Origin of the sequence: Actinospica sp., assembly GCF_035552695.1 — a bacterium.
Taxonomy (GTDB): Bacteria; Actinomycetota; Actinomycetes; order Streptomycetales; family Catenulisporaceae; genus Actinospica.
This window is the reverse complement of sequence record NZ_DASZKT010000264.1, coordinates 15,840-38,971: the sequence shown is the minus strand read 5'-3', so window position 1 is coordinate 38,971 and position 23,132 is coordinate 15,840. Positions and strand designations below refer to the sequence as shown.

General features: G+C 69.0%; 21 protein-coding genes. 10 read left to right on the top strand and 11 right to left on the bottom strand.

The window, feature by feature from the left end; genetic code table 11:
• The 6 genes from VG296_RS30040 to dnaA all read right to left on the bottom strand — a co-directional run.
• On the bottom strand, nucleotides 1–1,032 hold a 1,032-nt coding region (locus VG296_RS30040), incomplete at its 3' end, for an ATP-binding protein (RefSeq protein ID WP_349259756.1).
• A gap of 303 nt (nucleotides 1,033–1,335) precedes the next feature.
• Nucleotides 1,336–1,827 carry a DUF721 domain-containing protein gene (locus VG296_RS30035; RefSeq protein WP_325571870.1) on the bottom strand — a complete coding sequence of 164 codons (492 nt, stop codon included), beginning with the start codon at nucleotides 1,825–1,827 and terminating at the stop codon, nucleotides 1,336–1,338.
• The gene (gene recF / locus VG296_RS30030) at nucleotides 1,824–2,975 is read right to left on the bottom strand and encodes a DNA replication/repair protein RecF (protein ID WP_325571869.1); all 1,152 of its coding nucleotides are present in this window, start codon (nucleotides 2,973–2,975) and stop codon (nucleotides 1,824–1,826) included. Before recF ends, VG296_RS30035 begins: the two co-directional genes overlap by 4 nt.
• Before the next feature lie 12 nt (nucleotides 2,976–2,987).
• Entirely contained in the window at nucleotides 2,988–3,902 is a 915-nt protein-coding gene (gene gnd / locus VG296_RS30025; protein ID WP_325571868.1) for a phosphogluconate dehydrogenase (NAD(+)-dependent, decarboxylating), read from the bottom strand.
• Between the two features lie 91 nt (nucleotides 3,903–3,993).
• Nucleotides 3,994–5,130 carry a DNA polymerase III subunit beta gene (gene dnaN / locus VG296_RS30020; RefSeq protein WP_325571867.1) on the bottom strand — a complete coding sequence of 379 codons (1,137 nt, stop codon included), beginning with the start codon at nucleotides 5,128–5,130 and terminating at the stop codon, nucleotides 3,994–3,996.
• A 670-nt stretch (nucleotides 5,131–5,800) separates the two neighbouring features.
• On the bottom strand, nucleotides 5,801–7,534 hold the full coding sequence (gene dnaA / locus VG296_RS30015) for a chromosomal replication initiator protein DnaA (RefSeq protein WP_325571866.1): 1,734 nt from the start codon (nucleotides 7,532–7,534) through the stop codon (nucleotides 5,801–5,803).
• Between the two features lie 421 nt (nucleotides 7,535–7,955).
• On the opposite strand from dnaA, the gene rpmH reads away from it, so the two are divergent.
• The 10 genes from rpmH (at nucleotide 7,956) to trxA (ending at nucleotide 15,306) form a co-directional block, all read left to right on the top strand.
• Nucleotides 7,956–8,093 (top strand): 50S ribosomal protein L34, encoded by a 138-nt coding sequence (rpmH, locus tag VG296_RS30010; protein ID WP_325571865.1) that lies wholly within the window; start codon nucleotides 7,956–7,958, stop codon nucleotides 8,091–8,093.
• A gap of 58 nt (nucleotides 8,094–8,151) precedes the next feature.
• Nucleotides 8,152–8,568 (top strand): ribonuclease P protein component, encoded by a 417-nt coding sequence (gene rnpA / locus VG296_RS30005; protein WP_325571864.1) that lies wholly within the window; start codon nucleotides 8,152–8,154, stop codon nucleotides 8,566–8,568.
• A gap of 11 nt (nucleotides 8,569–8,579) precedes the next feature.
• Nucleotides 8,580–8,843: a membrane protein insertion efficiency factor YidD gene (gene yidD, locus VG296_RS30000; protein ID WP_414641154.1), complete on the top strand. Its 264-nt coding sequence runs from the start codon at nucleotides 8,580–8,582 to the stop codon at nucleotides 8,841–8,843.
• A 59-nt stretch (nucleotides 8,844–8,902) separates the two neighbouring features.
• On the top strand, nucleotides 8,903–9,934 hold the full coding sequence (gene yidC, locus VG296_RS29995; RefSeq protein ID WP_325571862.1) for a membrane protein insertase YidC: 1,032 nt from the start codon (nucleotides 8,903–8,905) through the stop codon (nucleotides 9,932–9,934).
• Nucleotides 9,935–10,004: 70 nt separating this feature from the next.
• Nucleotides 10,005–10,517 carry a protein jag gene (locus VG296_RS29990; RefSeq protein WP_349259754.1) on the top strand — a complete coding sequence of 171 codons (513 nt, stop codon included), beginning with the start codon at nucleotides 10,005–10,007 and terminating at the stop codon, nucleotides 10,515–10,517.
• 165 nt (nucleotides 10,518–10,682) lie between these two features.
• Nucleotides 10,683–11,408: a 16S rRNA (guanine(527)-N(7))-methyltransferase RsmG gene (rsmG, locus tag VG296_RS29985; RefSeq protein WP_325571860.1), complete on the top strand. Its 726-nt coding sequence runs from the start codon at nucleotides 10,683–10,685 to the stop codon at nucleotides 11,406–11,408.
• Between the two features lie 407 nt (nucleotides 11,409–11,815).
• Entirely contained in the window at nucleotides 11,816–12,868 is a 1,053-nt protein-coding gene (locus tag VG296_RS29980; RefSeq protein ID WP_325571859.1) for an AAA family ATPase, read from the top strand.
• A complete protein-coding gene (locus tag VG296_RS29975; protein ID WP_325571858.1) occupies nucleotides 12,865–13,881 on the top strand; it encodes a ParB/RepB/Spo0J family partition protein in 1,017 nt (338 codons plus the stop codon). The genes VG296_RS29980 and VG296_RS29975 overlap by 4 nt, the downstream gene beginning before the upstream one ends.
• A gap of 79 nt (nucleotides 13,882–13,960) precedes the next feature.
• Nucleotides 13,961–14,935 carry a thioredoxin-disulfide reductase gene (gene trxB / locus VG296_RS29970; protein ID WP_325571857.1) on the top strand — a complete coding sequence of 325 codons (975 nt, stop codon included), beginning with the start codon at nucleotides 13,961–13,963 and terminating at the stop codon, nucleotides 14,933–14,935.
• 44 nt (nucleotides 14,936–14,979) lie between these two features.
• A complete protein-coding gene (gene trxA / locus VG296_RS29965) occupies nucleotides 14,980–15,306 on the top strand; it encodes a thioredoxin (protein WP_325571856.1) in 327 nt (108 codons plus the stop codon).
• On the opposite strand, the gene VG296_RS29960 is transcribed toward trxA, so the two are convergent.
• The 5 genes from VG296_RS29960 to VG296_RS29940 all read right to left on the bottom strand — a co-directional run bounded on the left by VG296_RS29960 (nucleotide 15,296) and on the right by VG296_RS29940 (nucleotide 23,129).
• Entirely contained in the window at nucleotides 15,296–16,078 is a 783-nt protein-coding gene (locus tag VG296_RS29960; RefSeq protein ID WP_325571855.1) for a hypothetical protein, read from the bottom strand. The genes trxA and VG296_RS29960 overlap by 11 nt on opposite strands.
• Nucleotides 16,075–16,722, bottom strand: a complete 648-nt coding sequence (sigM, locus tag VG296_RS29955; RefSeq protein ID WP_325571854.1) for an RNA polymerase sigma factor SigM — start codon at nucleotides 16,720–16,722, stop codon at nucleotides 16,075–16,077. The genes VG296_RS29960 and sigM overlap by 4 nt, the downstream gene beginning before the upstream one ends.
• Before the next feature lie 49 nt (nucleotides 16,723–16,771).
• Nucleotides 16,772–18,757 (bottom strand): protein kinase family protein, encoded by a 1,986-nt coding sequence (locus VG296_RS29950; protein WP_325571853.1) that lies wholly within the window; start codon nucleotides 18,755–18,757, stop codon nucleotides 16,772–16,774.
• Between the two features lie 76 nt (nucleotides 18,758–18,833).
• Nucleotides 18,834–20,861, bottom strand: a complete 2,028-nt coding sequence (gene murJ, locus VG296_RS29945) for a murein biosynthesis integral membrane protein MurJ (RefSeq protein WP_325571852.1) — start codon at nucleotides 20,859–20,861, stop codon at nucleotides 18,834–18,836.
• A 114-nt stretch (nucleotides 20,862–20,975) separates the two neighbouring features.
• Entirely contained in the window at nucleotides 20,976–23,129 is a 2,154-nt protein-coding gene (locus VG296_RS29940; RefSeq protein WP_325571851.1) for a DUF6049 family protein, read from the bottom strand.
• Nucleotides 23,130–23,132 lie beyond the last annotated feature (3 nt).

Sequence of the window (23,132 nt, the reverse complement as noted above, 5' to 3'; positions counted from 1 at the left end):
CTCGGTGTTGCCCAGCTTCGCCTTGGTCTGGCCCTCGAACTGCGGCTCGCCGAGCTTCACCGAGACGATCGCGACCAGGCCCTCGCGGATGTCCTCGCCGGAGAGGTTGTCGTCCTTCTCCTTGAGCAGCTGCTTGTCCTTGGCGTAGCGGTTGACCACGTTGGTCATCGCCGAGCGGAAGCCCTCCTCGTGCGTGCCGCCGTCCGGGGTGTGGATGACGTTCGCGAAGGTGTACACGCTCTCGCTGTACTGGTTGTTCCACTGCAGCGCGATCTCGGCGGAGATCTTGCGCTCCTTGTCCTCGGAGCCGAACTCGATCACCTGCGGGTGCACCATCTCGCCCTTGGCGGCGTTGATGTGCCGGACGAAGTCGGCGATGCCGCCGTCGTACTTGAAGCGGACCGACCGCGGGTTGCCCTCCTCGTCCTTGTACTCGGGGCGTTCGTCGATCAGTTCGATGGACACGCCGCGGTTGAGGAAGGCCATCTCCTGGAAGCGCCGGGAGAGGGTCTCGAAGTTGTAGGTGGTGGTCTCGAAGATCTCGTCGTCGGCCCAGAAGGTGACGGTGGTGCCGGTCTCCTCGGTCGCCTCGCCCTTCTTCAGCGGCGCGGTGGGCACGCCGCGGATGTACTCCTGCGTCCACAGGTGGCCGTCGGTCCTGACCGCGACGGTCAACCGGTTGGACAGCGCGTTGACCACGGAGGAGCCGACGCCGTGCAGACCGCCGGAGACCGCGTAGCCGCCGCCGCCGAACTTGCCGCCCGCGTGCAGCACGGTGAGCACGACCTCGACGGCCGGCTTGTCCTGACCGGCCACGATGCCGACGGGGATGCCGCGTCCGTTGTCGTCGACGCTCACGCCGCCGTCGCCCTGCAGGGTCACCACGATGTGGTCGCAGTAGCCGGCCAGCGCCTCGTCCACCGCGTTGTCCACGATCTCCTGCACCAGGTGGTGCAGTCCCCGCTCGCCGGTGGACCCGATGTACATGCCGGGACGCTTGCGTACGGCCTCGAGACCCTCGAGTACGCTGATCGCACCGGCGTCGTACTTCGCCTCGACCCGGGAATTGCCGTTTCCTGGCGTCGACGCGGCGGGTGCGGTCGCTACGACGCTGCTCTGCTCGGCTTCCAGCTGCGGGTTTTCGCTGTTTTCCACGGACGCGGGACCCTTTCTCAATGGCTGCGGCCCCAGCCCGCCCAGGGCAGGCTTAGAGCCGCAAATCTCGGTTCCATTCTACCGGTTCCGGAGGGCGGGAAGCGCGACACGCGACGGAAAGGCGTCTGTGAAGCTCTCACCCCTCGCTTCGGTACCCCCACACCTATCCGGGGTCGCACTTCAGCGGAAGCCGTTCAGGCCCAATCTCGGCTTGGCCGGTCCGAGCACCGCGATCCGCTTGACGGCGCGCCCGTCAGGCCCGGAAGGCACCGATTCGTTGAGTTTCGCGAGCAACGCGGTGGACAGATGCCGCAATTCCACCGCCCACGCCGGGGAGTCGGCCTGCACCGTGAGCACGCCGTCCGCGAAGCCCACCGGGACGCAGTGTTCTGCGATCCGCTCGCCGACCACCTCGGGCCAGTTGTGCACCACGCCGCCGACGGCCACCGGCGTCTCCCAGCCGTGCTCGGACATCAGCCGGCCGATGGTGGCCTGCAGGGGTTGTGGATCCCGGTCGTCGGAACGGGATCCGGAACGCTTCTGCGCCCCGGACCGGCGGCCCGCGGCGGATCGACGAGCCCTGTCGTCCTCGAGTTCCTTGGCCCGCTTCCGCGCCGCGGCCAACACGGCGCGCGCCAGGTCGATGCCGGTGGGCTCGCTCTCCCCGGTCACCGTATGCGCTCCGCGGTCCCCTTGCCGACGTGGTAACGCATTCCGGTCAGCGACTCGGGCACGTCCTGCTCGACGGCGGCGGTGATGAGCACCTGCTCCGCGCTCGCCGCTACCTGCGCCAACTGCGCGCGGCGCGAGGAGTCGAGCTCCGCGAAGACGTCGTCCAGGATCAGCACCGGTTCGATCGCCTCGGCGCGCAGCAGTTCGAAGGCGGCGAGCTTCGCGCTGAGCGCGAAGGACCAGGATTCCCCGTGGCTCGCATAGGCCTTCGCCGGCACCGGGCCGTGGCCGTGGTCGAGCAGCAGCGCGAGTTCGTCGCGATGCGGGCCGACGAGCGTCATCCCGCGCTCGATCTCGTCCTTGCGCCCGGCGATGAGCGCCGCGATCAGCGCGTCGTGCAAGGCGGATTCGTCCACCGGTGATCCCGAAGTTGTGGACAACTCGAAGGACGGCCTGTACTCCAGCAGCGCGCTGTCCCGGCCAGCGATGGTGCCGTATGCCTTGCCCACCAGGGGATTGAGCGCCTCGACGAGCTCCAGCCGGGCGGCCAGCAGCTGGGCGCCGGAGGAGGCCAGATGCCCGTCCCACAGATCCAGCGTGGACATGTCCACGGTCGCGCCGCGATTGGCCCGGCGCATCTGGGCCGCGCTGCGCAGCAGGGCATTGCGTTGCTTGAGGGCGCGCTCGTAATCCGCGCGCACGGCGGCGAATCGCGGTGTCCGGGACACCAGCAGCTCGTCCAGGAACTGTCGGCGGTTGGCCGGATCCCCCTTGACCAGGGCCAGATCCTCCGGCGCGAACAGCACCGTGCTCAGGTAGCCGAGCGCGTCCCGCGGCTTGCTCGCCGCGTTCCGGTTGACCCTGGCCCGATTCGCCCGGCCCGGGTTGATCTCCAGTTCCAGCAGAACACTGCGATCCTCGTGATGCACCGCGGCCCGGACCACCGCCCGCTCCGCGCCGATCCGCACCAGCGGCAGGTCCTGCGCCACCCGATGGCTGCCGTGCGTGGCGAGGTAGCCGACGGCCTCGACGACGTTCGTCTTGCCGTGGCCGTTCGGCCCGACCAGCACACAGACGCCGGGCTCGAACTCGAGCTCGAGCCCGGCGTAGCTGCGGAAGTCGACGAGCGACAGATGGCTCAGGTGCAAGGTGAGGCGACCTCAGGCGCCGGGGGTCTTGTGCTCCTTGGCCACGCGGCCGGAGGCGTCGGTGACCGCGTGGCCGCCGAACTGGTTGCGCAGCGCCGCGATCATCTTCATCGACGGCGAGTCCTCCTGCCGCGAGCTGAACCGGGCGAAGAGCGAGGCGGTGATCGCGGGCAGCGGCACGGCGTGGTCGATCGCGGCCTCCACCGTCCACCGGCCCTCGCCGGAGTCCTCGGCATAGCCGCGCAGGCCGGTCAGGTGCTCGTCCTCGCCCAGCGCGTTGACCGCGAGGTCGAGCAGCCAGGAGCGGATGACCGTGCCCTCCTTCCAGCTGCGGAAGATCTCGCGCACGTCGGTGACCTCGGGCACGGCCTCGAGCAGCTCCCAGCCCTCGGCGTAGGCCTGCATCATGGCGTACTCGATGCCGTTGTGCACCATCTTCGCGAAGTGGCCGGCCCCGGCCTCGCCGGCGCGCACGAAGCCGTACTCGCCCGCGGGCTTGAGCGCGTCGAAGATCGGCTGGACCTTGGCGACGTTCTCCTTGCTGCCGCCGACCATCAGCGCGTAGCCGTTCTCCAGGCCCCAGACGCCGCCGCTGACGCCCGCGTCCACGAAGCCGATGCCCTTGGCGGCCAGCTCCTCCGAGTGCTTCTTGTCATCGGTCCACTTGGAGTTGCCGCCGTCGACGACCAGGTCGCCGGGCGCGAGCAGGTCGGCCAGCTCGTCCACGGTGGACTGGGTCGGACCGCCGGCCGGAACCATGATCCACACCACCCGCGGCGCGGGCAACGTCTCGATCAGCTCCTTGAGCGAGCCGACGTCCGCGAGGTCCGGATTGCGGTCGTAGCCGATCACCGTGTGCCCGGCTTGGCGGATGCGCTCGCGCATGTTCCCGCCCATTTTGCCGAGGCCGATGAGTCCGAGCTCCATCGTGAGCCCACCTTCCTGTCGTCTACCTGTCTGACGCCCTTGTCTCTTCATGGAGACGTTATCGCGCCGGGGATACGGGCGCGTCGGGGTGTCAGCCGGTGAGGCGGATCGGCATCACCAGGTAGCGGTAGGCCGGGTCGTGCTCGGCGTCGGCCGCCGGGCGGCCGGTGAGCACGGCGGGCTTGGTGGAGGTGGTGTACGAGAGCTGGGTGTACGGGGCCTCCAGCGCACCGAGGCCCTCGAGCAGGTAGCCGGGGTTGAAGGCGAGCGAGATGTCCTCACCCTCGAAGGCGGCGTCCATGGTCTCGCTGGCCCGGGCCTCGTCGCCGGTGCCGGCCTCGAGGGTGACCTGGCCGGTGGAGAAGCTCAGCCGCACCGGGGTGTTGCGCTCGGCGACCAGCGCGACGCGCTTGACCGCCTCGATCAGCGCCGCGGTCTCGATCACCGCGTCGCCGGTGAACTCGGCCGGGAAGATCGAGTTGTACTTGATGAACTCGCCCTCGAGCAGCCGGGTCGTGGTGCGCTTGCCGGAGGCCTCGATGCCGATCAGGCCCTGGCCCGCGTCGCCCTCGGTGTCGGCCAGCGCGAGGGTGACGAACTCGCCGCCGGTGAGCGAGCGGGCGATCTCGTGCAGGGTGCGCGCCGGGACCAGCGCGACGGAGTCGAGGTCGGGGATCTCCGGCTTCCACAGGATCTCGCGCACGGCCAGCCGGTAGCGGTCGGTGGCCACCAGGCGCAGCGTGTCGCCGTTGATCTCCACGCGCACGCCGGTCAGGAACGGCAGCGTGTCGTCCTTGCCGGCCGCGACGGCGACCTGGGCGACGGCCGCGGCGAAGGTGCCGGCCGCGATGCTGCCCGCCGACTTGGGCATGTCCGGCAGCGCCGGGTACTCCTCCACCGGCATGGTCTGCAGGGTGAACCGGGAGCTGCCGCACACCAGCTGGACCTTGGGGCCGTCGGTGGAGAACTCCACCGGCCGGTTCGGCAGGGCGCGGGCGATGTCGGCGAGCAGCTTGCCGGAGACGAGCACCGTGCCCGCCTCCTCGACCTGGGCGGGCAGCTGCGAGCGCGAGGAGACCTCGTAGTCGAAGCCGCTGATGACCAGCTCCTCGCCTATGGCCGACAGCAGCAGCCCGGCGAGCACCGGGGCCGGCGGACGGGCCGGAAGCGACTTGGCCGTCCAGGCCACCGCCTCGGCGAGGACGTCGCGTTCTACCCGAAACTTCACCGGTCTCGCCTCCACTGTCCGGAAATGATCAGGGCTCTCATCGCCCCGCTTGCAGCCTCTGGACGAGGATAGCGCCTCGGTCGGACAGGGGGAGATTGGACATCTGACCTCTCGGCGAAGTTATCCACAGAATTGTGCGCAGCCAACGGCCTTTTTGCCTATGGTGAGTTATCTCTTGAGTAGTAGTAGTAGGGGCTGTGGATACTGTGGAAAAGCGGTCTTTCCGCAGATCACCCCGGGAATTTTTGTACACAGGGCCTGTGTAGAACCTGGGGAGAACTCGAGGCCTCCTGTGGATGACGGAGAGTTGTCCACATCGAATCCACAGAGGTCCACAGTTTGTGCACAGCTTGTCCCCAGAAAAATCTTCGTGCCTGTGGGAAAGATTCTCACTCGAATCGGTGACATGTCCAACGACCGCAGAGGTTATGCACAGAAGTTGTCCACAAGTATCCACAGGCTGTGCATTGGGGTCGGGCTCTGTCCACACCGATGAACACAGCCCCCGTGGGGACCAGGCTCTTTAGCCTGTGTACCCGGCGGGGGCTGTGGATAATCCCGGTGGAAAACCAGGATTTTGAGTCGCGATTTGACAAAGAGGGATGATGCCTACTCAGGCGATCTCTCAGCCTCTCGTCGTCTTACAGCATGAGGTTCCTCAGCTCGTCGCTCAGCCTCTCATCGACTTGATTCTGTTCGTCAGCTCGGTCACCTGGTTGTAGGTGGAGCGCCGCTCCGCCATCAGGTTCCTGATCTTCCGGTCGGCGTGCATCACCGTCGTGTGGTCGCGGCCGCCGAAGAGCTGGCCGATCTTGGGCAGTGACATGTCCGTCAGCTCGCGGCACAGATACATGGCGATCTGACGCGCCGTCACCAGCACGCGGCTGCGCGAGGTGCCGCAGATGTCCTCGATCGTGAGGCCGAAGTAGGCGGCCGTCTGCGCCATGATGGTGGACGCGGTGATCTCGGTGCCGCCGGCCTCCGGGAACAGGTCCTTGAGCACCGCCTCGGCCAGCGGGAAGTCCACCGGCGAGCGGTTGAGCGAGGCGAAGGCCGTCACCCGGATCAGCGCGCCCTCGAGCTCGCGGATGTTGGTGGAGATCTTGCTTGCGATGAACTCCAGCACCTCGGGCGGCGCGTTCAGCCGCTCCTGCGCGGCCTTCTTGCGCAGGATCGCGATCCGGGTCTCGAGCTCCGGCGGCTGCACGTCGGTGATCAGGCCCCACTCGAAGCGGGAGCGCAGCCGGTCCTCGAGGGTGACCAGCTGCTTGGGCGGCCGGTCGCTGGAGATCACGATCTGCTTGTTGGAGTTGTGCAGCGCGTTGAAGGTGTGGAAGAACTCCTCCTGCGTGCCTTCCTTGTTCTCCAGGAACTGGATGTCGTCGATCATCAGGATGTCGATGTCGCGGTACCGGCGGCGCAGCAGGTCCTGCTTGCCGTCGCGGATCGCGTTGATGAAGTCGTTGGTGAACTCCTCGGTGCTGACGTACCGCACCCGGGTCCCCGGGTAGAGAGAGCGGGTGTAGTGCCCGATCGCGTGCAGCAGGTGCGTCTTGCCGAGTCCCGACTGGCCGTAGATGAACAGCGGGTTGTACGCCTTGGCCGGGGCCTCCGCGACCGCGACGGCGGCCGCGTGCGCGAAGCGGTTGCTGGAGCCGATGACGAACGTCTCGAACAGGTACTTCGGATTGAGCCGTCCCGCCTCGCCCTCCTTGACCGGGGCGTCGGAGGGGCCGCCGGACTGTTTGGCCTTGTCGCGGTCCGCCGCGTCGAGCGGGGCTCCGAAGCCGCGCTGCGGCAGCGAGTCCGGGACGGGCGGGAAGGACAGCGAGGCGGCCGGCGCCGGAGACGGGCGGTCGTCGGCCTGGTCGAGCGGCCTGCCGGAGAAGGGCAGCGCCGCCGGAGCCGACTGCGGGCCGGCGGGCTGCGGGGGCAGGCCGATCGGGCTCGCGGTGACGCCGGGGGCGGACGGCTGCTCCTCCGCCCGCAGCGCGAAGGGCAGCCGCGGCTGGTCGCCCAGCGCGTCGAACCCGCTGTGCTGCGACGGCGGGGCCGGCGGCTGCGGCGTGAAGGGCCGCGGGATCGGCTGCTGCTGGGCCTGCGGCTGCGCGTTGACCGTCACGGCGAGGTGCACCTGGTGCCCGAGCAGCCGGGCGAGTCCGCCGGCGACCAGGTCGCGCAGGCTGCCCTCGAGCTTCTCCTTGGTGTAATTGTCCTGGACGCCGAGCACGACGGTGTTGCCGACCAGGGCGATCGGCACGGTCAGCATCAGGAACGCGCGGTCCTTGGCGCCGAGCCGGCCCTCGGCCTCGAGTTGCGCGACGAAGTGCTTCCACACCGTGCCGAAGTCGCCGGCCGGCGGCAGATCGCCGGTCGAAGGGGCGTTGGAGTACTCGTCAGGCACGGCTACCACTCATCGTGATCGGTGTGACACAGGTCCGGCTCCGCCTGGCTCAACGATGCGTTGGCGGCGATGAGCACGGGGCGCATGCCCAAGTTTTCCACAAGTCCTGTGGACAACTTGTGGATCCCGCTGCGAAACCCTGAACGAGCCTCGGGACGAGCAGGGCGAGAACATGACGTTAGCCATCCCGGGCCTGCTGTTCAACTCGTTGTCCACAGCCGGGGGACGACGGGCCGGTCCGGCTTCGCCGGGCTCAACAACGCGTTCTGCGCCACTGAGGCGGGACGGCGGGTTTGACCCGGTGGCGGCTGCCCGCGTACCGTAAGCAGGTCGAGTCGAAACCTCCGTGTTGAACCCTGCCCGGAGTCGCTCGCACCTGTTTAGACCGAGACCTCAGTCAGTACCTGTCTGGAGCCCCCCAGTGAGCAAGCGCACCTTCCAGCCGAACAACCGGCGTCGCGCCAAGACCCACGGCTTCCGGCTGCGCATGCGCACCCGGGCCGGACGGGCCATCCTTTCCACGCGTCGCGCCAAGGGCCGCCGCGAACTGTCCGCGTAAGAGGGCGGCTGCCCGGCGGTGGGCCCCGCCGGTCGCCCGGACGTCATCGGAGTCGCGCGTGCTGCCTTCCGAAAGCCGCGTGCGTCGCGGTGACGAGTTCGCCCGGGCGATCCGCGCCGGACGGCGATCCGGGCGTGCCCACCTGGTGGCCTACCTCGCCGAAGGACCCGAGGGGTCCGAGAAGGCGATAGACGAAGCCCGCACGGGTCCTGGTGCCCGCGCGGGCTTCGTCGTGAGCAAGGCCGTGGGCAACGCGGTGGTGCGCAATCGGGTGCGCCGCCGGCTCCGGCACCTGTGCGCGGCCCGGCTCGGCGCGCTGCCGGCGGGCTCGATCCTGGTGGTGCGGGCGCTGCCGCCGGCGGCCGAAGCGGACTACGCGCTGCTCGGCAGGGAACTCGACGCGGCCCTCGAACGTCTGACAGGCGGCGGCGCCACGCGGCGCGCCCGTGTGCACCGGCGGGGTGAAGAGTCGTGAAGTACCTCTTCATGGGGCTCATCCGGATCTATCAGCGGACCATCTCACCGCTGCTGGGCCCGGTCTGCCGCTATTACCCGAGCTGTTCGCACTACGGCTACGAGGCGATGTCGGTCCACGGAGCCGCTAAGGGGACAATACTTACCGCATGGCGGATCCTGCGCTGCAACCCGTGGAGCGCGGGCGGCATCGACGAGGTGCCGCCGCGCGGCAGATGGCGCTCCCCGGTGGAGCGGGCCGAATCCGTAGAGACAGTCGCCGGCGAAGCGCGGTGAGTGTGGATAGTGGAGACGTGTGAAGTGAACCTGGCAGGCCTTAGGCGAGGAGCCTGATCGTGAGCAGTTGGTATGACACAGTGCTGAGCCCCATCATGTGGGTGATCAGCTGGCTGGTGGTCCAGTTCCACCGCTTGTTCAGCCTGGTGTTCGCATCGAGCAGCGGCTGGGCCTGGGGCTTGGCGATCGTGTTCCTCACCCTGACGATCCGCGTGGCGCTGATCCCGCTGTTCGTCAAGCAGATCAAGTCGATGCGGGCGATGCAGGTCATCCAGCCCGAGGTGAAGGCGCTCCAGGACAAGTACAAGCGGGACATCGAGCGGGCCAAGTTCGACCCGGTCAAGAAGCGGGATCTCCAGCAGAAGCAGCAGCGCGAGATGATGGCGCTGTACAAGGAGCACGGCACCAACCCGTTCTCCAGCTGTCTGCCGGTGCTGGCCCAGTCCCCGTTCTGGGCCTCGCTCTACCGACTTCTGTACAACGTCGCGAACGGCACGCACTTCGCGTTCATGACCGCGGCGCTCGTCATCAGCATCAACAGCGCGCACGTCTTCGGCGCCCCGATCTCCGCGCACTTCAACAGCGTCGGCGCCGCCCTGCACGGCGCGAGCTCGGCGGACGTCAAGGCCGTCTCCGGCGCGATGATCGTCATCTGCATGGTGACCCAGTTCATCACGCAGCGGCAGATGGTCCTGAAGAACAGCGCGCCGGACAACCCGATGGTCAAGCAGCAGAAGATGCTGATGTACGTGATGCCGCTGATGCTGGGGCTGTTCTACCTGATCGCCCCGATCGGCGTGCTGATCTACATGCTCACCTCGAACCTGTGGACCATGGGCCAGCAGTTCTACGTGCTGCACAACAACCCGACGCCCGGCTCGCTGGCGCATGAGGAGCACCTCAAGCGCAAGGCCGCCAAGGCGACGAAGAAGGGCAAGAGCGTCGAGGACGCCGAGTCCAAGGACGCCGAGTCCAAGGGCGCCGAGCCCGAGGACGAGGCGCCCGCCGCGAGCCTGACCTCGACCGGCCGGCCCAAGCCGCAGCGCAACCAGCCGTCGAGAACCACCAAGAGCCAGCGCACCAAGCGGTAGCGCGTACTGCGAAGCACGGTCGAAGACCAGAAGGAGAGGACGGACGGTGACGACGCAGTCCGAGAGCGCCGTGACACAGCCGGCTGCCGCCGAGAGCGACGAGGCTGAGCCCGGGACCGAGAGCCGGATCTCCCGGCTCGAGGAGGAGGGCGACATCGCGGCCGACTACCTGGAGGGGCTGCTCGACATCGCGGACCTCGACGGCGACATCGACATGGACGTCGAGGGTGACCGCGCCTCGGTGTCGATCGTCGGCGAGGGCCTGGCGCATCTCGTCGGCAAGGACGGCGAGGTGTTGGAGGCGCTGCAGGAGCTGACCCGGCTGGCGGTGACCCGGGAGACCGGCGAGCGCACCCGGATGATGCTGGACATCGGCGGGCACCGGGCCGCGCGGCGGGCCGCGCTGGTCGAGCTCGGCACCGAGGCGGTGGAGCAGGCGAAGTCCACCGGGCAGGGTGTGCGGCTGAGCCCGATGTCCCCGTTCGAGCGCAAGGTGGTGCACGACACCGTGGCCGCGGCCGGTCTGCGCAGCGAGTCGGAGGGCGAGGAGCCCAACCGCCATGTGATTGTCTATCCGGCCTAAAGTCTGAGAGTCCGACGAGTCGGATTGATCGACTGTCGGAGGGCCACCCGCGGCGAGGCGCGCCGCGGGTGGCCCTTTTTGGTTCACCCCGCGACCTGGCTAGGCTGTACCCAATCCCACCGGAGGACAGCGGCCGGTTCCACGTGAAACATGAGGTGTGGAGGAATGTCCCAGGATCTGTCCGGCTGCGCGCTCCCGGTGCCGCCGGCCGAGGCGAGTGCTCTGTTCGGTGAGAGCCTGCCGACGATGACCCGGTACGCGGAGCTTCTGGCCGGCCCGGGAGTCGAGCGCGGCCTGATCGGGCCGCGTGAGGTGGAGCGGCTGTGGGAACGGCACCTTCTCAACTGCGGGGCGATGGCCGAACTGATCGCGCCGGAGTTGAACGTGGTCGACGTCGGTTCGGGCGGTGGACTGCCCGGCCTGGTGCTGGCGATCGTCCGGCCCGACCTCCATATGACGCTGCTGGAACCGCTGCTGCGGCGGACGGTCTTTCTCTCCGAGTGCGTGGAGACCCTCGGGCTGCGCAACGTGGAGGTGCGCCGCGGGCGGGCCGAGGAGTGGGCGGGCCGGATGGATGCGGATCTGGTGACGGCCCGGGCGGTGGCGCCGCTGGAGCGACTCGTCGGCTGGTGCCTTCCGTTGCTCGCGCCGAAGGGTCGGATGCTGGCGCTCAAGGGGGAGGCGGCCGCGACGGAGTTGGAGCGGGTCGCGCCGAGCCTGAAGGCTTTGGGCGCGGTCGAGTGGGGAGTAGTGTCGGTGGGTGCCGAACTCGGCGAGGCGGCCACCCGCGTGGTGCGGATTGACTTGGGGGCCAACGGTTTTCGCACGGCGAAGTCCGCTCGCGGTGCTCGAAGCGTCCGTTCCTCGCGCTCCCGACGCACACCAAACTGAGACCGGCTACAGTACCTCTTGCTTCCTAGGCGCGTTTCACGTGAAACCGGATCCAGCAGACCCCTGTTCCACGTGGAACCCTTCCACGAGACTCCCCCGGTTCCACGTGAAACCTCTCGCGGTGCGGTCGTCCATGGCACCTAGGTATCTCCTGATTCAAGCTACGAGGGGACACGATGGTGGCGCCGCCTTCCGAGGGCTATCGCCGCAGGCACGCAGAAGGTGGCCAACGCGGCAACCAATCATCGAGCGGCGTTCCACTGCCTCGCGGGTGGCGCCTGGAAGAATCGCTGGAAGCGGAAAGCATGCCACCGGACGGCTTCAGCTGGACCTGGCACGTACCTGGCAGTGAATCGCGCGAAGCTGAACGAGCCGTCGTCACGACGACGGAGGAAGAGAGTTGGCCGATGCCCTACGACCAGCCGATCGGATCGGGCGGCCTTCAGCCAGTGCCCGCCGCCGTCGACACCGACACGCTGCACGGCGGTCGCCGCGCTCCGGCCGAAGACACGCCGATAGCGCGGGAGGCCGAGGCGGCAGTCGCCGCGATGGCCCGCAGCCAGGAACCGCTGCCGCGCCCGGCGAGCACCCGGACGATGGTGGTGGCCAACCAGAAGGGCGGCGTGGGCAAGACGACCACGACGGTGAACATCGCCGCCTCGCTCGCGCAGTTCGGTGCCAAGGTGCTCGTGGTCGACCTCGACCCGCAGGGCAACGCCTCCACCGCGCTCGGCATCGAGCACCACTCCGAGGTGCCCTCGATCTACGACGTGCTGATCGAGCGGTACACCATGGAGGAGATCGTCCAGCCGGTCGAGGACATCCCGGGGCTCTACTGCGCTCCGGCCACGATCGACCTCGCGGGCGCCGAGATCGAGCTGGTGTCGATGGTGGCCCGAGAGAGTCGGCTGCAGCGCGCGCTCGCGGCGTACCACGACACGATGGACTACATCCTCATCGACTGCCCGCCCTCGCTGGGGCTGCTCACGGTCAACGCGATGGTCGCCGGCAGGGAGGTGCTGATCCCGATCCAGTGCGAGTACTACGCACTCGAGGGGCTCACCCAACTGCTGCGCAACATCGAGTTGGTGCGCGCGCACCTGAACACCGATCTGAAGATCTCGACGATTCTGCTCACGATGTACGACGCGCGCACCCGGCTGGCCTCTCAGGTGGCCGACGAGGTGCGGCTGCACTTCCCGAACGAGGTGCTGGGCACCGCGGTGCCGCGCTCGGTGCGCATCTCCGAGGCGCCGAGCTACAGCCAGACCGTGATGACGTATGACCCCGCGTCGACCGGGGCGCTCGCCTACCGCGAGGCGGCCCGCGAAATCGTCGAGCGGTACGCGCAGGTGCCCGGCCAGCGCACGCTTCCCGCGGAAACTGATCCCGCGGCGTCCAACCCCCAGCACGCCGCGGCACCCGCCGACGGCGGCGGCTTCCATGAGGTGGCACGATGAACGACCGTCGGCGAGGGCTCGGCCGAGGCCTGGGCTCGCTGATCCCGACCGCACCGGACGGCGTCGCGCCGGGTACCGCCGCCGCGGCCACCGGAGTGCCGCCCAGACGGCTCCCGCTCGGCGAGGTCTACCGGCCGGAGTCCGAAGAGTTCCACGTGGAACAGTCCGGGGCTCCGGAGGAGCCGCGGATGGTCGCCGGCGCGTACTTCGCGGAACTGCCGCTGTCGTCCATCGTGCCGAACCCGCGGCAGCCGCGTGACTACTTCGACGAGGAGGATCTGCGCGACCTCGGCACCTCCATCAAGGAAGTCGGCCTGCTGCAGCCGATCGTGGTGCGCAAGGTCGACGGCGAGCGCTACGAACTCATCATGGGGGAGCGCCGTTTCCGCGCCTCCAAGGCGATCGGGCTCGCCGAGATCCCGGCGATCGTGCGGCAGACCGAGGACAATCGGATGCTGCTCGACGCGCTGCTGGAGAACCTGCAGCGCGCCCAGCTGAATCCGCTGGAAGAGGCGGCGGCCTTCGACCAGTTGCTCAAGGACTTCGAGTGCACGCACGAGGAGCTCGGCAGCCGGGTCGGGCGCTCGCGCTCCTACATCTCCAACGCGCTCCGGCTGCTCAAGATGTCGCCCGAGGTACAGCTGAAAATCGCGGCGGGCACCATCTCGGCCGGGCACGCCAAGGCGCTCGCCGGAGTCGACGACCACGAGGCGCAGGAACAGCTCGCCAAGCGCATCGTCGCCGAACTGCTCTCCGTGCGCGCCGTCGAGGAGCTCGTCCAACTGCACGACCCGGACAAGTCCAAGAAGCCGCGCAAGCCGCGGCCCGGCAGCCGCATCTCCCCCGCGGTGACCGACCTCGCCGACCGGCTCTCCGACCGCTATGACACGCGCGTCTCCGTCAACGTCCTCGGTGGCCGCGGCAAGGTGATCGTCGAGTTCGGTTCGCTCGAGGATCTGGACCGCATCCTCGAGCTGATGGCCCCCGGCGAGAGCGTGCGCCTCTCGGAATAGCGGCGCCCGCCGCGCGGTTCACGTGAACGACCCACCCGGCAGACTGACAGCAGTGGAATTCGAGAGAAGGCAGCAGGCAGTGCCAGAGGCAGCAGAGGGAACCGAAGTCCGGAACGTCATCATCATCGGCTCCGGGCCCGCGGGTTACACCGCCGGGATCTACACCGCCCGGGCCGGTCTGAAGCCGCTGCTTTTCGAGGGTTCGGTGACCGCGGGCGGTGCGCTGATGAACACCACCGAGGTGGAGAACGTCCCCGGCTTCCCGGACGGCGTGATGGGCCCGGATCTGATGGACGGGCTGCGCAAGCAGGCGGAGCGCTTCGGCGCCGACCTCGTGACGGACGACGTCATCGAGGTCGATCTGAGCGGTCCGATCAAGCGCGTCGTGGACGGTAACGACGAGTCGTACTACGCGCGCACCGTCATCATCGCCACCGGCTCCGGCTACCGGGAGCTCGGCGTGCCGGACGAGAAGCGGCTGTCCGGCCACGGCGTCTCCTGGTGTGCCACGTGTGACGGATTCTTCTTCCGCGAGAAGAACATCGCGGTCGTCGGCGGCGGTGACACGGCGATGGAGGAGGCGAGCTTCCTCACCCGTTTCGGCAAGAGCGTCACCGTCGTGCACCGTCGCGGCGAACTGCGCGCCAGCAAAATCATGCAGGAGCGCGCTTTCGCCAACCCGAAGATCGACTTCGTCTGGAACAGCGAGGTGTCGGCCGTCCTCGGCGAGGACAAGGTGACCGGACTCCGGCTGCGCGACACCCGCACCGGCGAGGAGCGCGACCTCGAGGCGGACGGCCTGTTCATCGCGATCGGCCACGACCCGCGCAGCGATCTGTTCAAGGGGCAGGTCGAGCTCGACGACGAGGGCTACGTGAAGGTCGACGCGCCGAGCACGCGCACCAACCTCGAGGGCGTCTTCGCGTGCGGCGACGTGGTGGACCACACCTACCGGCAGGCGATCACCGCGGCCGGCACCGGGTGCGCCGCCGCGCTGGACGCCGAGCGCTTCCTCGCCGCCCTGGAGCACGCGGAATCAACTCGGCAGTCCTGACGTTCCACCCACAGACCCCACGCAGAGACGAAGGAGGCCGCACTATGTCGGCGCTCAAGAAGGTCACCGACGCGACTTTCGACGAAGAAGTCCTCAAGAACGACAAGCCGGTGCTGGTCGACTTCTGGGCCGAGTGGTGCGGGCCGTGCCGCATGATCGCCCCGATCCTCGAGCAGATCGCCACCGAGCACGGTGAGAAGCTGGAGATCGTCAAGCTGAACACCGACGAGAACCCGGAGATCGCGACGCGCTACGGGGTGCTGAACATCCCGATGCTGAACGTCTACGTCAAGGGCGAGGTCGCCAAGACCATCGTCGGCGCCAAGCCGAAGCGCGCACTGCTCAAGGACCTCGAGGACTTCATCGGCTGACGAGGCCCTGAACCAGGACCTCGGCTGTAGAGCTCGGACAGGGGCCCGCGTAAACCACCGCGTAGTAGGTGGGGGACGCGGGCTTCTGCGTGTCCTGGTACACCACCAGGGTCGCGGTCTGGCTCTCGTATTCGCGGTGAGACGTCGTCAGAACCGTGTAGCCGGAACGCTGCGGCACGCTCGGGTCCGCGCAGTGCACGCCCTGGACCATCGGCGAGACCATCGGACCGCTGCTCATCTCGTTCGTGTTGCTCGGCAGAACGCTGCGCACCCACGCGAGAGCATTCGGATCTGTAAGCGCGCTGTTACTCCCCGGAGCCTTCTCGGCGGCGGCGCCCGACGCCGAGCTGGCCGAGGTGCCCGACTGGCCCTGGTTCGCCAGTACGCCGACGCCGACGCCGACGAGGGCGATCAACGCGAGCGAGCCGAGTGGGATCGCGAGCTTCCGCCAGGACAGCCGGCGGCCCCGCCGCGGCGGGGCCGCCGCGGCTTGCGCCGCCGCCTCCCGCTCCGCGTCGACCTCCAGCCACGCGCGGGCCACGGCGGCGTCCATGCGTATGGCCACCGAATCGGGGACTTCCGGCTCGGGCAGCGCGGCCAGCTCCGTCAGCAGCAGGCGCAGGTCCGCGAGTTCGGCCGAACACTGCGCGCAGCCCTCAGCATGCTCAAGCAGGCCCGCACCGGCCGTCTCAGGACTGAACGCGCACTCCGACAGCTCGTCGGACGTCGGGTGCGCGGGCGCCGCGCCACGGGGCTCCTGTGGCTCTGTCACCGGGCACCCCGCTTCTGCTTCTTCTCTGGTGTGGCTGGCTGGTCGATCTGTACTGAGACGTCGGGATCGGGCGCCGGGTTCCGCAGATCGTGCAGAGTCACGGCGAGCTTGGCCCGGCCGCGCGCGCAGCGGCTCTTGATCGTGCCGCCGGGCACGCCGAGGACCGCGGCCGCCTCGTCCACCGGCAGCCCCTGCACGTCCACCAGCACCACGGCCGCGCGCTGGTCCACCGGCAGCTGCGCGAGGGCCTGCTCGAGCACGAGCCGCAGCTCCCGCTGCTCGGCCATGTCGGTCGGGTCCTCGGTGGCCTGCCGCCAGACGCTCGACTCGGGATCGGGATAGTGCACCGTCGGCCGCGCGGCCTGCCGCCGCAGCCGGTCCAGGCAGGCGTTCACGGTGATCCGGTAGAGCCAGGTGCCCACCGCCGAGTCCTGCCGGAAGGAGCCGGCCGCCTTGAACGCGGACAGCGCCGCGTCCTGCAGCGCGTCCGCCGCGTCCTCCGGATTGCCCGCGGTGCGCAGCGCCACCGCCCACATCCGGCCGCGGTGGCGCGCCAGCAGCTCGCCGAAGGCCTCGCGGTCCCCCGCCAGATGCCGGCGCAGGCACTCGAGGTCGCCCGCGTCGTCGCGCGCCGCCTCCCGCATGCTCTCCCTCGTGTTCTCGCGTTCGCCGCGCTCGCGCCGGTCGCTCGGACTATTCGCCGAGCACCTGGACGTCGAGGATGTTGTTGCGGTACCCGGCCGGCGTCCCGTTAGACCCGATCGCGTCCTGCTCTTGCAGCTGGGTGAAGATGATCGCGACGTACTCGGCGGAGGTGGCCGAGAAGTTCGCCGTGACCGTCTGCCCGGAGGAGACGTTGCTCAGCGTCTTCTGCAGGGTGAAGCCGTCGGAGGTCAGGCCGGTGGCGTTCCAGGTCGTCGAGCTGCCCGCCGGCGCGGTCAGGATCTCGACCGTGGCGCCGGCGCTGGCGAGCTGGAACTTGATCTGGTCCACCGTGTGCGCCGAGCCCAGGTTGAACACGAGCCCTATCCCGCCGCCGCTGGTCGCCCAGTTCGAGTTCGTCTGGGTGGTCATCTTCCAGCCGGTGCCCGAGTTGTTGTACGCGTCGGCCGCGGTCGACTGGGAGCCGCTGGTCGGCGACTGGTCCCAGATCGAGTCGCCGGAGATGGTCAGCGTCTTGCCCGCGGTGCCCGCCGGGATGCTCACGACGCCGCCGGAGGACGGGTGCGGCGTGGCGTTGCTGATGCTCCCGGTGGTGGTGTTGGTCTTGTTGTTCCCGGTCAACTGGAACGCGGCGAGAGTGGCCAGCGCGACGACCGCGCAGCCTCCGACGGCCAGCACACCGCGACGGCGCCAGACCGGCTTGCGCGATTCCGGCTCGGGGGACCACGAGGGCGCGGAGTCGCGCTTGTCGGCTCCGCCGCCCGAGTTCGAGGCCGCCACCGGCTTGGCGCTCCGGGTGCGCGGCGGCACGACCACGGTCGACTCCGGCGCCTCCTCGCGCAGCCGGGGCAGCGAGCGGATCGCGTCCGCCAGCTCCTTGACGGTGCCGAACGACTCGTGTTCGCCGAGGCCCAGGGCACGGCAGACCGTCGCGTCGACCTGCTTCGGCACCGCGGCGCGGATCTGCGCGGGGGTGTAGAGAGCGGCGCTGTCCGTCGGGGCCGCGTCGAGGCCGTATTCGGCCTCGGTGCCCGGCCAGCGCGCGGTGAGCGCGGCGTACCAGATCTGACCCAGTGCCAGAACGTCGGCGGCGTAACGCTTCTCGACCTCCGCGGACTCCGGCTCCGCGCCGCTCAGGGTGGCCTCGACGAGCAGCCCGCGCAGCTTCACCTCGCCCGCCTTGGTGATCATCACCGTGGCCGGATTCATCGCGCCGTGCGTCACCTCGGCCTCGTGCGCGCGGACCATCGCCTCGGCCAGCTCGCGCACCATCGCGGTGGCCCGGCCCGGGGAGAGCGGGCCGTCGGTGAGGCGCTCCTGCAGCTGCTCGGCTCCGGGCACCCACTCGGTGACGATGTAGAGCAGGTCCTCGTCCTGCACCGCGTCGAGGACCTGGACGAAGCGCGCGTCGGGCACCGCCGCCGCGTCCCGCGCCGCCCTGGCCACCTGCTCGACCAGCGGGTGCTCGGTGGCTATGAGGTCCACCCCGACGCGGCGGTTGAGCAGTTCGTCCACGCCGACCCACAGCTGCGGCTCGGGCTCGAAGACCCCGCCGAAACCGCGCACCATCCGCTCGAGCCGGTACCGGCCGCCCAGCCGCCGGCCGATTACGGCCAGTTCGCGCGGCTGCTTCGGCCCGGCGGGCTCCCAGGTCGACGGCTCGGATTCGGCCTCCGACTCCGACAACGCGGGCTCCGGCTCCAGCTCGGACTCCGACTCGGGCTCTTCGGCGGACTCGTCTTCGGTAGCGGCCGCCTCCGCGACCGGCTCGGCGGGCTCGGCGGATTCGTCGTCATCCGACTCCGACTCCGGTTCCGACGATTCCGCTTCCGCCGCCGCCTCCGGGTCGTCCTCGTCCTCGGCTGCGTCCTCGTCCTCGTCCGCTGCCTCGACTGCCCCTGCCACTTCTTCCTCGGGCACGGCCTTGGCCGTGGGCTCGTTCTCCGGCCCCTGCAGCGGTGCGGAGACGTCCTCGTCCTCGCTGTGCTCGGCGGGGTTTTCGGCCAGGGCAGCCACGGCCCTCCCTCGGTTTCCTTGCGGCGGTTCGGCGGTTCGGCGGTTCGACTTGAGCCTTTCCCGCCTCATGTTAGTGCTAACGGCCGAGACGCGCCTTCACGGTGCCCAACAAGGAGTTCAGCTCCTGGACGCGCATTTTGCGCGCCGCGAGGAGGAAGATCGCGATGAACAGAAGACCGCCCGCGGCGAATCCGGCGATCGCGCCGACGGTTCCGGCTCCGCGCATGTCGGTGACGTAGATTCCCACCGGACCGCCGATCGCCGCCGCCAATCCCGCCGCGACGCACAGTTTGATGTGCACGCGCACCACGCGCTTTCCGTCGAAACTTCCGACGAGCTTGTGCAGCCGCTGTGCGGTGATCGCCATTCCGACCAGATACGAGATCGAATAGCCCGCGCACATTCCGGCCACCGCCCACGTGGTGTTGCCGAGAACCAGGAACGAGCCGTATGCGAGCCCGGCGTTCGCGATGCCGATCCACACTGCGATCACGAACGGCGTCTTCGTGTCCTCGTACGCGTAGAAGCCGCGAAGCATCACGAACTGCGCCGAATAGGGGATCAGTCCGAGGCTGAAGGCCATCAGCATGTAAGCCAGGTTGTGCGATTCGGTCGGCGTCATCCCGCCGTGGCCGAGCAGGATCGAGACGATCTGCTGGCCGAAGGCGAGGAAGGCGAAGGCGCAGGGCACGATCAGCATGCCCGTCGAGCGCAGGCCGTAGGAGATCGCGTCGCCCACCGCGCGGCGATCGCCGACGTGCGCGGACCGGCTCATCCGCGGCAGCAGCGAGGTGATGATCGAGACCGTGATGACCGACTGCGGCAGCACCCAGAGCGTGACCGCGTTCGAATACGCCGCATATCCCACACCGCTGTGCGCGAACCGGTCGCCCATCGTGGTGGACAGATTGGTCACGACCCAGTTGACGCCCGCGCCGACGAAGACCGTCAGCAGCGTCCACTTGGCCAGCGTCATCGACTTGCCGAGGCCGGTGTTGCGCCAGTCGAAGCGCGGCCGGAAGCGCACGCCCACGCCGCGCAGGTAGGGCAGCAGGGTGATCGTCTGCAGCACGATGCCGAGCGTGGTGCCGAGGCCCAGCAGTATCTGCTCGTTTATCGTGATCGTGGCCGCCGTGTTGAACGTGTTGCCGACGATCCAGATGTAGGAGCCGAGGGTGGCGATCTGCACCACGTTGGCCAGCACCGGCGTCCACATCATCGGGCCGTAGCTGTCCTTGGCGTTCAGGATCTGGCCGAACATCACGGACAGGCCGTAGAACACGATCTGTGGCAGGCAGTACCGGGCGAACACGATCGTGGCCGTGCGGTCATGACCGCTCACACTGCCCGCGTAGAAGCTGACCAGCTGCGGCGCGGCGATGACCGCGATCGCGGTCAGGCCGCCGAGGAAGACGATCGTCATGGTCAACAGCCGGTCGATGAACGCCTGGCCGCCGTCCGCGTCGTCCTTCATCGCGCGCACCAACTGCGGCACGAAGATCGCGTTGACCGCGCCGCCGATGACGATCATGTAGACCATGTTCGGCAGGTTGTTGCCGACGTTGAAGTCGTCGGCGATGCCGACCGTGCCGAGCGCGGCGACCAGCATCGAGGAGCGGACCATGCCGGTGACCCGGGAGGCGATGGTGCCCATCGCCATGACCCGGCTCGCCCGGGAGACGCTGGTCCTGGCCGCCTCGGCCGACTTCGCCTCGACCGCGACCCCGCCGACGAGCTCGTCCGCGAGGGTGCCGGGCCCCTGAACCTGCCCGCGCCGCGGCGGGATGAGCGTCTGCAGCGAGGTCGGGTCCAGGAAGCCCGCGCTGATCGCCGGGATGTTGAACCGGGTCGCGTCGACGGCCTCGGCGTACGCCGCGCGCCGGGCCTGCAGGGCCTCGGGCGGCTCGTCCGGCGGTATTTCCGGGTACCAGAGATTCTGCGTCTCGTGCCGGGTCTGCTGGTACCACTCGTCGGTCTGGCCCACGAAGTGCTCGCCGGAGGAACCGGGGCCCTGGTTTTGGGCGTACGGGTAGTCGGACCGATACTCGGCCACGTACTCCTGTCCCTGGTACCGGTCGCCGCCCTCGGGGCGCCACCCAGACATCGCTCGGTTTCCTCCTGTGCCGCACGGCCCGCGACAGCCGTTGCGCGCGGACTGGCTCCGAGCGCTTGCCTTCATTCTCCCGGTTTCGGGCCCCGCGTGGTGCGAACCGGTCGGTCAGTCACCCTCGCGGGTCGCCGGCTCGCCGCGCGAGCGCTTTCTACCCCGATAGATACGCAACCCTACAGCGAAGACGAGCAGCGCCGCCGAGCCCGCGAACAGCAGCAGCGCCACGAAGCCGATCGAGGTCACGGTGACCTGCAGGGACTGCGATCCGTCGGTCTTGGGCGTGCCGTAGTGCACGCCGGTGGAGGTGACCAGAAAGGCCGTGACCTGGTAGGTGGTCGAGGCGACCTTCGTGTCCACCGGCACCTCGACCGCCGTGCTGCCGTTCGCCGGGAATTCACGCACCGGGATCTGGGTCACGTTCAGCCCGGACGGGCTGGTCTGCACGCTCAGGCCGAGCTTGACCGGCTGGGAAAGGCGATTGACGACGGTGAACGGAATGGAGCCGCTGGTGCCGGTCAGGGTCAGGTCCGACTTGGGGATCAGATAGACCAGGCCGGTCTGGTAGCCGAGCCGGCCGGAGACATCGGACTCGAACGTCTTCCAGGCCGCGGAGTTCCCGCGCCAGTCGGCCGAGACCGTCCGCAGCACCGCGTTGGCAAAACCGACCGTCGTCGAGTCGGACCTGGTCAGGATCGACTGGTAGAGCGTGACCTGCGACTGCAGGTTGATCGCCGACGACAGCTGACTGGTGGTCAGGTCCGCGCTGACGGCGGAGGACGAGCGGGTCGGCGTTCCGGTGGAGGCGCCGGAGTCGGCGGATTGCTTGAGCAGCGAGGACAGGCCGGTCGAGGTGATCCAGGAGGCGCTCTGCAGCACCTTGAGGGTTCCCATGTCCGCCGCCGCGGTGTTCGCGTCGCGCGGCAGGGTCATCATGATCGAGTGTGAGATGTTCGGCGTGGCGAGCGCGATCAGCGCGGTCTGCGCGAGCAGCCGCTGGCCGGAGAGCAGCGAGGAGTTGGAGCCGGCGGAGACGTACGACGCGTCGGCCGAGTCGCCCGACATGATCGCGTCCAGGCCGCTGTCCCCGATGACGAGGTTGTTCTTTCCGTTGGCCGACGCGCGGCCGGTCGGGGTGTACGCCTGGTTCGGCACGGACAGGCCGATCGAGGTGGAGTCGACGACCACGGCGGACGGGTCGACGGAGTCCGCGAGGCTGAGCGTGGCCGACGAGACCTGCCCGTCCGCGGGCCAGGCGAGCAGTCCCTGCGGGTCCCGGCCGGCGACCGACTTGACCGTGCCGTCCGAGGTGGACTGCTTCGCGGCCTCGCGGAGGAACTGCTCGGCCTGCGAGCTCGACGCGTTCGAGAGCGAGCCGAGGTCCGGGTCCGTCGTGGGCAGTTGCCACAGTTCGCCGTTCGTGCTGCCGAGGACGTACCTGGCCTCCTTGAGCCAGGCGGTCGCGTAGTCCGCGTCCGGGCCCACGTCGGAGGTTCCCGTGCCGGTCGGCGCGACCACGTAACCGCTCTCGATCTGCATCGCGGTGTTGAGCAGGTCCGGGTCCACCACCCAGGAGATCGTGCCCTTCGGCAGAAGCGATCCGGCCAACAGCAGCTTGTAGAGGCTGCCGTTCGTGCCCATCTCCGAGATCAGGCCGTCCTCGGTCAGTTCGGGGTACGTCGCGCCATTGATCGTCTCCTGATATCCGTCGGCCGAGGACGACGCGGTGACCGGGGCCAGCACCGTCAGCTGCGTCGGGGAGACCGACGAGGAGCCGGTGCCGATCTTGTAGGGCAGGTAGGTGCGCAGCGCGTGGCCGAGCGGTGCCCCGTTCGTGTAGGCCTGCACGTCCAGCGCGTAGACCGTGCCGGCGGACGGGCCCAGCGCGCCGACCGTGGTCTTCAGGCTCCACGCGTGGCTTCCGGACGAGAGCGTGCCCAGCGTGTCCTGCACCGTGTAGAGCTGCGTGTCGTTGTCGCTCGGGCCGTCGTTCATCGCGGACCGGATGCTCACGGCCTCGTAGTTGAGCTGCACTATGACGTCCGAATGCGAGGAGCCCGAGGGGATCGTGAGATTCCCCGCCAGGCTCAGCGCCTGCGAACTCGACGTGGCCACGGTCGGCGTCATCGAGGTCAGGCTGACCGTCACCTCCTGCGCGGCGGACGCGGGACCGGCGGCGGCCAGGCCGAGCAGTCCGGCGGCGGCGACCAAGGTCAGGGCGAGCAGGGCACGGAACGTGCTTTGTGGCGGGAGAGGCCGGGTCACAGG

What these genes read in the sequence shown, in the direction of transcription:
- trxA (WP_325571856.1), top strand. Translation starts at nt 14,980, where the DNA reads ATGTCGGCGCTCAAGAAGGTCACCGACGCGACTTTCGACGAAGAAGTC.
- sigM (WP_325571854.1), bottom strand. Translation starts at nt 16,722, where the DNA reads ATGCGGGAGGCGGCGCGCGACGACGCGGGCGACCTCGAGTGCCTGCGC.
- yidD (WP_414641154.1), top strand. Translation starts at nt 8,580, where the DNA reads ATGGGGCTCATCCGGATCTATCAGCGGACCATCTCACCGCTGCTGGGC.
- VG296_RS29975 (WP_325571858.1), top strand. Translation starts at nt 12,865, where the DNA reads ATGAACGACCGTCGGCGAGGGCTCGGCCGAGGCCTGGGCTCGCTGATC.
- rsmG (WP_325571860.1), top strand. Translation starts at nt 10,683, where the DNA reads ATGTCCCAGGATCTGTCCGGCTGCGCGCTCCCGGTGCCGCCGGCCGAG.
- gnd (WP_325571868.1), bottom strand. Translation starts at nt 3,902, where the DNA reads ATGGAGCTCGGACTCATCGGCCTCGGCAAAATGGGCGGGAACATGCGC.
- murJ (WP_325571852.1), bottom strand. Translation starts at nt 20,861, where the DNA reads ATGTCTGGGTGGCGCCCCGAGGGCGGCGACCGGTACCAGGGACAGGAG.
- VG296_RS29980 (WP_325571859.1), top strand. Translation starts at nt 11,816, where the DNA reads ATGCCCTACGACCAGCCGATCGGATCGGGCGGCCTTCAGCCAGTGCCC.